Genomic DNA, 13,220 nt, shown 5'->3' on the forward strand with positions numbered 1-13,220 from the left:
TAATGTTTACAGTTATTATGGGCAGAAATGCAAAAAGAGGATGGGAAAAATTTTTCCATCCTCTTTCATATTCCCCGGCTAAAAAACAAATAGGACAATATAATAAAAAAACATGGTAGCAAGGCCAACCGGAACTCCAAAAGCTGCCCATTCCTTGCTGGTGATATTCAGCTTACCTGCAGAGATGATATTAGGAATATTTCCTGGAATCAGCATTCCTCCGCTTATAATAAGCCCGAGTAAAACAGCTTGGATGGTTTCACTATCCATAGCAGGACTGATTTCTGCAGCAGCAAGTGTAGCATTATCAAGTATCGCTGATATCATATTGATCCAGTACAACAGTGCTGGAGAAAGCCCGATAACATACTCATTAATAAAAGGTTCGAATCCATGCCCAAGAAATGTCAGTCCCATGACGAACAAGTAGATTTTTAATGAACGAATGATAATTTCATTGTATGACTCAGACTTAGTGACAGACTTCAGTCCAGTTTTTGCTTCATGCGGATTTACAAGAATCATCGACATGATGCCGAAAATTATAATGGCAGGCAGCACTTCGGCACCAATTAATTGCAGCAAATAAAAGAAGTCCTCATTCAATTTACTTATAGTGATAGTGGCCAATGGCTCACCAATCGGGGTTAAGGCCGCTCCAAGCCCAATCGAAAAACAAGCCAAGACGGTAAAACGAATTTCCGATTTCCGGTCTAAGGGGAGTACATTGACGATAATTACAAGAACGATCGCCGCAATTATAGCGGTAATGATACTTGACGCCAAACCAAGAATGACCACTGTTAACGCGAAAAAAACTCTTGGAGTCAGCAACCTGCTTCCCCATAAAATCGATTTTTCCATTGGCTTTTGAAACCATTTGGTGAGTAAGCCTGCGACAAATACAGCAATAGTGATGATAATTGGGTCAACAAGTGCTTTTCCAACTAAATGCTGATTCAATTCCCCACTAATGGCTGCAGCAGCAATCCCCATAATAAATAAAAAAATCTCCAAATTATGTTCTACCATTTTCATTGTAAAAGGCAAAAACAATACCATTAGTAAAATTACAGCTAAACCAATCATTTTCCCCAGTCCTTTATCTATATAATCGTTTTTATTATAAAAGTATTCTTAAAATTTTGATAGCATTACGTTTTATGGTACTTGTATATAGGTATTTGGACAGGGGAAATATTTTTCATTCAATGGGATTGAGTTTTCAAAAAAGAGCATAAAAATACCACGGCACTGGGCCGTGGTACCTTCTTGTTTTTTATAATCCGCACTTCAACTGTGCGTTACAATTTGTACAAGTGTTGCAGCCGCCAATTTCTTTTACTTCACCTTTGCGGCAGACCGGGCAAGTATTGCCGACTTCAGAACCGATGGTAACGTTAGTAGAACGCAGTTCATGGATTGTATCGACTAATACAACATGCTGTTTTTGCTTTTCTTTTTTATCAATTTGCTCTTCCATAGTGTTCTCTTCCGCTTTTAACGTGAGTACCTGGGAATCGCGTGAACCATCTACATAAACAGTTCCGCCTTTTGCTCCGCCTTTATACAAGCGTTCGTATACCTTTTCGACCTGCTCAACACTGTAGCCTTTTGGAGCGTTGACCGTTTTACTGATTGAGCTGTCGATCCAGCGCTGGATGACACATTGTACATCAGCGTGTGCCTCAGGAGCCAATTCCATAGCAGACACGAACCAGTTCGGCAGGTTCTCAGGATCAGCATCCGGATTGCGGTCAAGGTATTCCTGTACGATATCCGCCTTCACTTCAATGAACTTGCCAAGACGGCCGCTTCGGAAATACGAGAATGAGAAGTATGGTTCAAGTCCTGTAGATACGCCAACCATTGTTCCAGTTGATCCCGTTGGAGCAACAGTCAGCAAGTGAGAGTTACGAATTCCGTTTTCAAGAATAGAATTGCGAATATCCTCCGGCATCTTTTTCATGAAGCCAGTGTTTGAAAACGCAGTGCGAAGTCTATTTGTTTCTTCTGCAGTTCCGCCCTGCAGGAATGGGAAGCTTCCTTTTTCGTTTGCAAGTTCTACAGACGCACGGTATGCAGATGTAGCAATCGTTTCGAAAACTTCATCAACCAGTTTGTTTCCTTGTTCGGAGCCGTATTCAGTTTCACAGTAGATCAGGAGATCGTGAAGACCCATAACACCTAGTCCTACTCGACGTTCACCTAATGCCTGTCTCTTATTATCCTCAAGGAAGTATGGAGTCGCATCGATAACATTATCCTGCATGCGGACACCTACTTCTACTGTGCGTTTTAATTTTTCGAAGTTAACAGTCTTTGTATCCTTGTCTGCCATTTCTGCTAGGTTTACTGCAGCGAGGTTACAGACGGAATTAGGTGCAAGAGGTTGCTCGCCACATGGATTTGTCGCTACCACCTTCTGCCCATATGCTTGAGCATTTGTCATATCATTGGCATTGTCGATGAAGAAAATGCCTGGTTCTGCTGAGTATGTTGCACAGATATTAATTAAATTCCATAATTCTTTAGCTTTAATTTTTCTGTAGGTGCGTACCTTATAGCCTAGCTTTTCCCATTCGCGTACATCGCCTACTTTATGCCATTCTTCATTATAGATCTTCATTGTCTCAGGATCATAGCTTTCAACATCCGGGAAACGAAGTTCATATTCCTCATCGTTTTCGACTGCATCCATAAAATCTTTAGTCAAAGTTACTGAGATATTCGCACCAGTCAGGAATTCGGAGTTATGAACTGTATAAGTTCCGCCTATTTCAAGTTTTTCTTCAGCAGCTTTGACAATATCAGCGCTGAAGCCGCCATAACCAGGAATATTTTTATAATTTACTATTCCCTGATACATTGCTTCTTCTTGCAATGTAAGTGGAGTAAATTTCAGTTTTTCTTTCGCTTGTTTTTTAATTGTTTCGTCCTGTGTGTTTTCAATCAGGAATCGAAGGATTCTTGGATTTTGCATTTTTGAAATGATGAATTCTACAATGTCAGGATGCCAATCACTAAGCATGATCATTTGTGCCAGTATGTTGCGTTGAATCGTTAATTCAACTCTCCAGGTCGCCCCAGAGTTCAGACCATATCTTACACTCATATTTGAGTGTCCTCGCACTTCGGAATCACTTGATTCCTACTCTACTCACTTCCGCTGACGAGCGTGTTTTCGATGGTCGTTGAACCTTCTCCATTTAAGGAGCTTGGCTGCTGATTGTCTTTATCCACTTGCTGTTTTCGAGCATTCACGCTTACCGTTTCCAGTTACGTTGTAGCCAGCAAGTCAAGTAGATGTTATTCCACATCATTAAAGATTTCCCAGCAATTCACGAGGTTTTTTATAGACGAGGCACGTTATGCTGCTTTACCACGTCTTGACCCACCCTGCTCAACAAGATGTGTCAGCTTCGCAATATCATCCAGCCAGGAAACCGATCCGGATGATTTTCCATTAACACCTTTTGCAAGTGTATTTCTAGGTCTTAGCGTTGATCCGTTCGTTCCAACTCCGCCGCCGCGGCTCATGATTTCCATAACCTGTTTGCGATGTTCTGATATACCTTCGCGTGAATCTTTAACAAAAGGCATTACGTAACAGTTGAAATAAGTAACATCCGTATCTGCGCCTGCTCCGTATAGTACACGGCCTGCTGGGATGAAGTTCATTGATACAAGCTCCTGATAGAACTTTTCGAACCACTCCTGGCGCTTCTCTTCTGTTTTTTCAACTGCTGCAAGACCTGTCGCATTACGCTTTGCGATTTGCTCGTAAAAGACTTCCAGCGGCTTTTCAATGACATCCAATGAACGTTTGATTACCCCTGTAGATATTTCTTCGGGATCATCCAGCACGCCACGGAATTCTTCATCGACCAGTACCTTGGCAGTTTTGCTTTCCCAATCAATATCTAGTATGAATCCAAGTCCTCTTGCGGGGAATTTCGGATCCTCCTTGATGGTGAGGACGACGAAATCTCCGTTTGATAGAGTTATTTTTTCAGTATCTTTAAAAGTATAGCGGTCCAGCATGACAAGTCGGGATACGCCTTTGTGGGTTAATTTCATATCAGGTGTGATGGGATGAACCTGTTGGAATAAACCAATATCCTTGTTCAAACTCTCAACATTCAGGCTCATTTTTTGTCCAATGGTAACAGACATTTCTACAACTCCTTCTAAGGTTTTAAATCATATCTGTATTGTTTTACTAGAAGTATGTAATTCTAGTTGCTTTCTTGAATTACCCTTACGTTATCATATCGAAACATCAAAAATCAATATATAGTGTATTTTAAATTTTCGACAATACTATATATGGTGTTTGGTTCAAAAGAAATTAATTTTGTCAAAAACGAAATCTATCAAGAAAGCGAGAGAAAAAGAGAGAAAGATAGATATCAACCATTAAATGATATAAAACAACAAATTTCGAGGGTTGCACTTTTGGAGCAGAAATCAATCCCTTGAAAATACTGGGTAAAAATAAAAAAAGCGGATTTCCGCTTTTTTTTATCTTTTAAAATTCCACTCATCTGATTCATATTTATCTTTTGCAAGTTTGTTAACGTATTCTAATTCTGATTCACTCAATGTGTAAGGCTCCAAATGAATTCCAAGTCCATCTTCAAATCCTGCCTTGAACGCTTCCTTGGCCTCGTCGATGGTAATTGTCCGGCTGCTGATCTCATTGATTGCCACCGCTTTCGTCTTGAAAGCCTTTTGCATTCTCTCTTTTACCCGTTCATTCGGATATTTAAATAGACTGAATAGCTTATCCTCATCAAGATCAAGCAGAATTGATCCATGCTGGAGGATGACGCCCTTCTGCCTAGTCTGTGCGCTTCCGGCAACCTTACGTCCCTCGACAACAAGCTCATACCAGCTAGGAGCATCAAAGCAAACAGCTGAGCGTGGATTTTTCAAGGCATCCTTCTCAGCAGATGTTTTGGGCACAGCAAAATAAGCCTCCAATCCAAGTTTTTGAAAGCCTTGTAAAATTCCTTCCGAAATAACCCGATAGGCTTCAGTCACTGTCTTAGGCATTTCAGGGTGTTCTTCTGTAACGATTACACTGTATGTAAGTTCATGCTCGTGCAGCACCCCCCTGCCGCCTGTAGGCCTGCGCACGAATCCAAGTCCGTGCTGCTTCACTGCTTCCATATCAATCTCTTTTTCGATGTTCTGAAAATAACCTACAGACAGCGATGCTGGGTTCCAACCGTAAAAACGGATGACAGGAGGAATTTTCCCGGAACCATGCCAGTCGAGTAGTGCCTCATCAAGCGCCATATTAAAAGACGGTGAATTGTCTCCAGAATCAATAAATCTCCATACTTCTTTTTCCATGCCATTACCCCATTTTCATATATTTGCGGTTAAGATTTTTTAAGTCTATCAAATAAATTTTCAAATGCAAAGCAGCTTGTTTTGTAAATCCCTTTAAGAAAATTGCTAATTTCCTTTGCTCTCAGGTCGGATGGCTTATATAATTATAAGTGGCTCAGCTAAGCTTGAAAGGAGAAATATGTTTTGGATACACTTATATTTTTAATCGTCCTCACAGTTGCGGTAGTCCTTTACTCTGTTTTCATGTATTTTTACCAGAAGAAAATCGTGAAGACATTGTCTGAGGAAGAATTTAAAAGCGGTTATCGCAAAGCTCAATTAATCGATGTCCGTGAACCAAATGAATACTCTGCCGGACATATTCTTGGAGCAAGAAATATCCCTCTTACCCAAATGAGGACTCGTTTAAAAGAAATCAGGCAAGACAAGCCCGTATATCTTTATTGCCAGAGCGGATCTCGCAGCGGTCGTGCTGCACAGATGCTTTACAAAAAAGGTTACAAGGATCTGCACCATTTAGAAGGCGGCTTCAAAAAATGGGGCGGCAAAGTCAAAGCGAAATAAGCTATATTCCCATAAAATAACCCCTCTGTTCATTTTGCAGAGGGGTTTAGCTTTTGTTCATGAACATTCACTAATATCCACTTAGGTTAACGAAATCGATCGCTTCGACACCTCTCCTATAACGGCATCCACATAGCACGCAAAAAGGCTGCAGCAGTATATTAAAAGCCCTGCCTTCCTCGGCAGGGCTTCAGCATCTTATGCTTTTTGATAACGTAAAATTGGCTTCCTGGCAGCCGTTGTTTCATCCATTCGGCCAACGACAGTAGAGTGTGGAGCTTCTTGAACGATTTCTGGATTTTCCTCTGCTTCCTTGGCAATCTGGATCATCGCATCAATGAAGGCATCCAGCGTTTCTTTCGATTCTGTTTCTGTTGGCTCGATCATGATCGCCTCTTCCACATTTAATGGGAAGTAAATTGTTGGCGGATGGTAGCCGAAATCCAGCAGGCGTTTTGCGATATCCAGCGTACGGACGCCAAGCTTTTTCTGGCGCTTTCCGCTAAGGACGAATTCATGCTTGCAGTGCCTGTTGAATGGTAGATCATAATACTCAGCAAGTCTTCTCATCATATAGTTTGCATTCAATACTGCATATTCTGTAACAGCCTTCAAGCCATCAGGACCCATTGTACGGATATATGTGTAGGCACGAACATTGATTCCAAAGTTGCCGTAGTATGGCTTGACCCTGCCGATTGACTGTGGACGGTCATAATCAAATTTATATTGTCCATCCTGCTTTGTGATGATTGGCTTTGGCAGGAATGGAATTAAGTCTGCTTTTACGCCGACAGGGCCAGATCCAGGTCCGCCGCCGCCATGAGGGCCAGTGAATGTCTTATGAAGATTCAAGTGAACCACGTCGAAGCCCATGTCGCCAGGACGTGCTTTTGACATTACAGCGTTCAGGTTCGCTCCATCATAATAAAGCTTTCCGCCAGCACCGTGGACAATCTCAGCCATTTCAAGAATGTTCTCTTCAAAAAGTCCAAGCGTGTTTGGGTTAGTGAGCATTAATGCAGCCGTATCCTCACCGACAACCTTTCTTAGGTCCTCTAAATCAACTAAGCCGTTTTCATCAGATTTTACAGTGATTGTCTCAAATCCGGCCACTGTTGCTGAAGCAGGATTCGTTCCGTGAGCAGAGTCAGGAACAATTACCTTAGTACGCTTGTCATCACCATTTGCCTCATGATAAGCACGGATCATCATTAATCCTGTCCATTCGCCATGTGCACCAGCAGCCGGCTGAAGAGTTACCTCGTCCATTCCAGTGATCTCAATCAGATGCTCCTGAAGGTCATACATCAGCTCAAGAGCACCCTGGACTGAACTTTCATCCTGCAGTGGATGCAAGTGTGCAAATCCATTGAAACGAGCAACGTTTTCATTCATTTTAGGATTATATTTCATCGTGCAAGATCCTAATGGATAGAATCCGGAATCGACACCGTGATTACGCTTTGAAAGTGCTGTATAATGGCGCATGATATCAAGCTCTGATGCTTCCGGAAGTTCAGGCTCCTCTTCACGTAGGAATCCTTCAGGCAATAGCTCTGATAAATCTGCTTCCGGGACATCCATTTCTGGCAGGCTGTAGCCGACACGGCCAGGTGTGCTTAATTCAAAAATGAGTGGCTGATCTTCCTTATGCATTGATATCCCCCATTTCTTTTACAAACGCATCTATTTCTTCTTTTGTTCTCAGTTCAGTGACTGCAACAAGCATATGCTGAGCTAATTCCGGATAATCCCGGCCCAGGTCATATCCGCCGATGATTCCCTCAGTCAGAAGCTGCTGGTTGATCTCTTTAACTGGCTTATTCAGCTTAACAACGAATTCATTGAAGGAAGGACCTTCAAATGCGATTTCAAATCCACTTTCTTTAAATGCTGTTTTCGCATAATGTGCCTTTTGAATATTGGATACCGCCATTTCACGAACGCCTTTTTTGCCAAGCGCAGTCATAGCAACTGAGGCAGCAAGGGCATTCAATGCCTGGTTAGAACAAATATTGGAAGTCGCCTTATCACGGCGGATATGCTGTTCCCTCGCCTGGAGAGTCAATACGAATCCGCGGCGTCCCTGGTCATCCTTCGTTTGGCCGACCAGTCTTCCTGGAACCTTTCTTACAAGCTTGCCAGTTACGGCAAAATATCCGCAGTGAGGACCTCCGAATGCTGTTGGAATGCCGAACGGCTGAGCATCTCCCGCAACGATATCAGCACCGAATTTTCCGGGAGGCGTCAATGCACCAAGTGCAAGCGGATTGCTCGATACCACGAATAACGATTTATTATTGTGAGTAATTTCCTCAATATCCTTCATTGGTTCAATGCGTCCAAAGAAGTTCGGATACTGCACAATGACCGCTGCAATATCTTCATTGGCCATATTACCTAAAGCATCAAGATCGGTCACGCCATCCTTGTAAGGAATTTCTTCAACGTCGATGTATTGCCCTTTTGCATAAGCCTTAACAACGTCCTTATATTCCGGATGGACGGCACTAGAAATTAATACTTTCTTACGCTTCGTATGGCCCGCGCTAAGCATAGCCGCTTCTGCTAATGCCGTACCGCCGTCGTACATGGATGAGTTGGCCACTTCCATGCCAGTCAATTCACTGATCATCGTCTGAAATTCAAAGATGGCCTGAAGCTCACCCTGGGAAATTTCTGGCTGATAAGGTGTGTAGGCAGTATAGAATTCCGAACGTGATAGTACATGATCGACGATTACAGGGATGTAATGGTCATATACACCTGCACCGATAAAAGAAGAATTCATTTTCAAATCAGCATTTTTGGCAGCCATTTGCGCCAATTCTTTCATCAAAGCTGTTTCAGGCTTGGCTGGTTTAATATTGTATTCCCCGGCAAAACGGACTTTTTCAGGAATATCGCTGAATAATTCGTCAATTGATGAAATGCCAATGCTTTCTAACATTGCGTTTTTATCACTTTCAGTCAGCGGTAAATAGCGATGCTTCATATTTTCTTTCCCCTCTCCGGCTTTTTACTTTTTATCTCTTTTATAAAAAGGTGTCGCTGAAACAGCAGCTTTTAAACGTTTGCCGCGTATTTCAACTTCCACTTCATTTCCTAACTCTGTTTCTTTGGCATCGATTAATGCAAGACCGATATTTTTCTTGAGGGTAGGAGATTGAGTACCGGTAGTAACCTCACCAATTTGGACATCACCTTTGTATACAGGATATCCGTGGCGAGGAATGCCTCTGTCAATCATTTCAATTCCGACCAGCTTTCGTGGCAGGCCGTTTTCTTTCTGCTGCTTAAGAGCTTCTTTGCCGATGAAATTTTCTTCTTTATTCAATTTAACAGCAAAGCCGATTCCTGCTTCAAGCGGACTGATTTCTTGCGTAAGCTCCTGACCATATAAAGCAAGATTAGCTTCAAAACGAAGTGTATCTCTAGCTCCCAATCCACAAGGGATTACCCCAGCACATTTTCCTGTTTCAAGAATATCCTTCCAGATGCTGATGACATCTTCAGCTTTACAGTAAATTTCGAAACCATCTTCACCTGTATATCCTGTTCTTGAAACAAGTGCTTTCTTGCCATTTAAATCTACTTCCTCGCTGAACTTGAAAAAGCCAATTTGGCTAAGATCATGTTCATTCGCAAGTTTTTGAAGGACATTTTCGGCTGCTGGTCCTTGAAGAGCCAGCTGTGACATTCCTTCTGAAAGGTTATCAATCTCGACGTCAGCATCGAGATGGTCTTTAAGCCATTCGAAATCCTTTTCAATGTTCGATGCATTGACAACTAAAAGGTAATGGTCATCTTCCATCTTATAAACTAGCAAATCGTCGACAGTGCCGCCATTTTCATAGCACATTGCTGTATATTGAGCACCGCCATTTTTAAGTTTTGAAACATCATTTGTCATCATTTTTTGCAAATAGGCAAGGCTTCCGGGGCCTTTAACTTCAATTTCACCCATATGGGAAACATCGAATAAGCCTGCTCTTGTCCTTACAGCTTCATGCTCTTCCTTTATGCTTGAAAACTGGACAGGTAGCTCCCAGCCTCCAAAGTCAATAGTCTTTCCGCCAAATTCCTTGTACACATCAAAAAGCGGTGTTCTTTTTAATTCAGTCATTTATGTATCCCCCTTTGTCCTGTGCCTGACAATTCAGCAAACAGCCATGCAATCCATGCCCCGCTGGAAAATCCAAAGGCAGACCAAAAAAGGACAGAGCACCCCCTCTGAATTCGAGTAGGTCCCTGTCCTTTCACCTGAAAGTTTACCTGTTAAGGCTTTCCCCTTTGGTGGCTTCCACATATAAAAGCGCTCTCCAGAGATGCGTCAAACAAGAGTTCTTTTGCCTGAGAGATTCACAAAGAATTGCTTGCTCCTTCGGCGCTACGGCAGTAGTCTCTCCCCTTGTCATCATCCGCATTTATATAATTTTCCAAATTGGGCATGCTAAACCATATTACACATAGCTGCAAACTGATTTTAAAACTATAAAGTGACAAATTTCAAAACATTCAAAAGCTAACTTCATCCTACCATTAGACAGCCGGGTTCGGCAATACATTTATATTTAAAAAGAGGTGTGAAAATGACCGTTCAAATTAACTTTGATTCCTCCTGGCAGGACGAAATGGTTGATCGAATCGAGAACGATGGTCCATGGGGAAACTGGGAGCTTTTTAAGCTTGCAATAGAAATAGAAAAACATACCATTATTCCAGAATTTGAGGGTTTGCAGGCCCCAGTTCATTTACCTGAATTGACCCCATTGCCTCACCAGCTTGAGGTCGCCAGGCAGGTTGTCGAAAATATGAATGGCAAGGCGATTCTTGCGGATGAAGTAGGCCTGGGCAAAACCATTGAGGCTGGCCTTATTTTGAAAGAATATATGATTCGAGGGCTTGTTAAGAAAGTCTTAATTCTTGTTCCCGCCTCTCTCGTTTCACAATGGGCGATGGAACTGAACACTAAATTCCACATTCCTGCAATTGCTCAGCGAAAAAGTTATGTGTGGGAACAATGTGATGTTGTTGTCTCCTCCATCGATACAGCAAAGCGGGCACCTCACTGCGAAATCATCAATAATTTAAATTATGATCTCATCATCATAGATGAAGCTCATAAGTTAAAAAATAACAAAACAAAAAACTATGAATTTGTTCAAAACCTAAAGAAAAGATTTTGCCTGCTTTTGACAGCCACTCCAATCCAAAACAGGATTGAAGAAATCTTTAATCTCGTATCCTTGCTAAAGCCAGGTCATTTAGGAAGTGAAACTGCCTTTTTTGATAAATACAAGAAAGACTCCAGGTCTGTTAATGATGATGAGCACCTCAGGGAACTAGTAAATAAAGTCATGATTCGCAACCGTCGCGCCGATACAGGAATCGAGTGGACAAAGCGGCATGTAGAAACAATTGCGATTGAGTTTACGAAGGAAGAACGGGATTTGTACGATTCAATTCTAGGTTTGAGAGACTCAGAAGGCGGACTCGCTTCCAGCCAGTTCTCATTAATGACATTGCAGCGGGAAGCGTGCAGCAGCAGGGAAGCTGTTTTTTATACATTGAAAAATATGCTTCAAAGGCAGGAAAACCCTTCAATCGCTTTCCAGGAAATCATTGCGGGACTTATCAAGAAAGTCGAAGCGGTCACGAAGAATTCAAAAGCTGCAAAAGCATTGGAATTGATCCAAAAAATAGATGACAAAGTTATCATATTTACCGAATACAGAGCGACACAGCTCTACCTTCAATGGTATCTTAAGCAAAATGGCATCACTTCAGTCCCATTTCGCGGAGGCTTCAAAAGAGGTAAGAAAGATTGGATGAGAGAGCTATTCCAGAAAAATGTCCAGGTCTTGATAGCCACTGAAGCCGGAGGGGAAGGGATCAACCTGCAATTCTGCAGCCACATCATCAATTTTGACCTACCATGGAACCCGATGAGGCTGGAACAAAGAATAGGCAGGATCCATCGTCTTGGACAAGAGAAAGACGTGAGAATTTATAATTTCGCCACAAAAGATACTGTGGAAGAGCACGTCCTTAAGCTTTTATACGAAAAAATACATCTATTTGAAAAAGTGATCGGTGAGTTAGATGATATCTTGACCAAATTAGAATTTGGCAATATTGAAGATCATTTGGTTGATATTTTTGGCAGATCTTCGTCAGAAGGCGAGATGCGGATTAAGATGGAAAACCTTACGTCCATGATTCAGTTCGCCGAGGAAATGAAGGAGGGTAACCAGCGTGCAGCAACAGGAAATCCATAATTTTCTTGAGAGATACTTTATGGCCAATAATTGCGAAATACACGAAAACAATTCAGGTTATATGACAGTCCAGCTGACAATTGAGCTGGACAAGGAGTTAATGAACCGCCCTTTTTACTGGCATTATCTTGAGAAGACTGGCGGCGTCCCAAACCCAATGAAGCTGACCTTCATTACAAACAGGCAGCAAGCACCGGACAATATAAAAGGCGAGGTGATTCACTTCGGATCTCCACGCTTGCACCAAATTTTCGATTCAACAAAAAATCTCGCAGGATTTATCCGGCTATATGAAAGTAACAGCTTAAATTATGGAGTGCAAACACCGTTAATTCCGTGGATTGGCTTAAATATGAAAATATCCTACCAATGCGACAGAAAGCGGGACCTATTTCAATCAATAGGACTTCAGCTAATCAACGGGAGGATGGTTGAGGATTTTCATGACAAGCTGTTAAGACTGCCGATGAGGTCGAAAATTCCGGATTATGCCTATACTTTGTCTCCGCTGATTAAGCCGAAAAGTGGCTTGAACCGTATCCAAACTTTCTTAAACGGGAGGATTGAGCAAGAAGATCATTCTTGGGCAGAAGAAGCCAGAAAACGATGGAAAAAAGATTTAGATTTATTGCATCACTTCTATGAAGATAGTGAAGAAATATCTGAAAGCTTTGAAACTGAAAAAATTGCGTTACAGGAGCAATATGAACCCAAAATAAATATTTCGATTGTAAATGGCGGCTTGTTTTATTTGACTGAAAAAGCAATTTAACAGAATGCTCTAATTTGCACATTAAAGATAGAAAGAACAAAAAGCGCAAGCGCCTTGGTCAGCCCCGACAAGCGCTGGCCGACTAAAACCGCCACGTCCTGTGGCAACGTCGGCACTAGGACATCGTGTCCGTCGAAGGGCCGACCAGTGAAGTCGTTCTTTGACTTCACCTGAGCGAACCGAAACCGAAATGTGTAGCCGACTGCCCAGAAACGCAGAAACTGGAGGCTCCGACAGAG

9 protein-coding genes, 2 pseudogenes and 1 riboswitch are annotated in these 13,220 nt (G+C 42.1%); of the genes and pseudogenes, 3 read left to right on the forward strand and 8 right to left on the reverse strand.

Translation table 11 applies throughout. From position 1 onward, the window contains the following. Positions 1–78: 78 nt before the first annotated feature. From V7201_RS05930 to V7201_RS05945, 4 genes and pseudogenes are all read right to left on the reverse strand, one after another. Positions 79–1,089 carry a DUF1646 family protein gene (locus V7201_RS05930; RefSeq protein WP_335375854.1) on the reverse strand — a complete coding sequence of 337 codons (1,011 nt, stop codon included), beginning with the start codon at positions 1,087–1,089 and terminating at the stop codon, positions 79–81. Positions 1,090–1,279: 190 nt separating this feature from the next. After that, positions 1,280–3,043: pseudogene (locus V7201_RS05935) on the reverse strand (vitamin B12-dependent ribonucleotide reductase); the annotation flags it as partial. 338 nt (positions 3,044–3,381) lie between these two features. Then, a pseudogene (locus tag V7201_RS05940) lies at positions 3,382–4,176 on the reverse strand (ribonucleotide reductase N-terminal alpha domain-containing protein); the annotation flags it as partial. A gap of 348 nt (positions 4,177–4,524) precedes the next feature. Further along, positions 4,525–5,361 carry a lipoate--protein ligase family protein gene (locus tag V7201_RS05945; RefSeq protein WP_335375855.1) on the reverse strand — a complete coding sequence of 279 codons (837 nt, stop codon included), beginning with the start codon at positions 5,359–5,361 and terminating at the stop codon, positions 4,525–4,527. A 243-nt stretch (positions 5,362–5,604) separates the two neighbouring features. On the opposite strand from V7201_RS05945, the gene V7201_RS05950 reads away from it, so the two are divergent. Then, the gene (locus V7201_RS05950) at positions 5,605–5,925 is read left to right on the forward strand and encodes a rhodanese-like domain-containing protein (protein WP_335375882.1); all 321 of its coding nucleotides are present in this window, start codon (positions 5,605–5,607) and stop codon (positions 5,923–5,925) included. A gap of 198 nt (positions 5,926–6,123) precedes the next feature. Here V7201_RS05950 and gcvPB read toward each other — a convergent pair whose 3' ends face one another. From gcvPB to gcvT, 3 genes are read right to left on the reverse strand one after another with little or no spacing between them, the layout of a single operon-like run. Next, positions 6,124–7,584 carry an aminomethyl-transferring glycine dehydrogenase subunit GcvPB gene (gene gcvPB, locus V7201_RS05955; protein WP_335375856.1) on the reverse strand — a complete coding sequence of 487 codons (1,461 nt, stop codon included), beginning with the start codon at positions 7,582–7,584 and terminating at the stop codon, positions 6,124–6,126. Continuing rightward, the gene (gcvPA, locus tag V7201_RS05960) at positions 7,577–8,923 is read right to left on the reverse strand and encodes an aminomethyl-transferring glycine dehydrogenase subunit GcvPA (RefSeq protein ID WP_335375857.1); all 1,347 of its coding nucleotides are present in this window, start codon (positions 8,921–8,923) and stop codon (positions 7,577–7,579) included. Before gcvPA ends, gcvPB begins: the two co-directional genes overlap by 8 nt. 24 nt (positions 8,924–8,947) lie before the next feature. Further along, positions 8,948–10,054: a glycine cleavage system aminomethyltransferase GcvT gene (gcvT, locus tag V7201_RS05965; RefSeq protein ID WP_335375858.1), complete on the reverse strand. Its 1,107-nt coding sequence runs from the start codon at positions 10,052–10,054 to the stop codon at positions 8,948–8,950. 205 nt (positions 10,055–10,259) lie between these two features. Next, a riboswitch (glycine riboswitch) is annotated at positions 10,260–10,349 on the reverse strand. Positions 10,350–10,520: 171 nt separating this feature from the next. On the opposite strand from gcvT, the gene V7201_RS05970 reads away from it, so the two are divergent. Further along, positions 10,521–12,209: a DEAD/DEAH box helicase gene (locus V7201_RS05970; RefSeq protein ID WP_335375859.1), complete on the forward strand. Its 1,689-nt coding sequence runs from the start codon at positions 10,521–10,523 to the stop codon at positions 12,207–12,209. Continuing rightward, positions 12,187–12,981 carry a YqhG family protein gene (locus V7201_RS05975; protein ID WP_335375860.1) on the forward strand — a complete coding sequence of 265 codons (795 nt, stop codon included), beginning with the start codon at positions 12,187–12,189 and terminating at the stop codon, positions 12,979–12,981. The genes V7201_RS05970 and V7201_RS05975 overlap by 23 nt, the downstream gene beginning before the upstream one ends. On the opposite strand, the gene V7201_RS05980 is transcribed toward V7201_RS05975, so the two are convergent. Further along, a partial coding sequence (locus V7201_RS05980) for a hypothetical protein (protein WP_335375861.1) occupies positions 12,978–13,220 on the reverse strand: 243 nt, incomplete at its 5' end. The two genes, V7201_RS05975 and V7201_RS05980, sit on opposite strands and share 4 nt — an antisense overlap.

The organism is Bacillus sp. JJ1122 (genome assembly GCF_036964885.1).
Lineage (GTDB): Bacteria > Bacillota > Bacilli > Bacillales > Cytobacillaceae > Mesobacillus.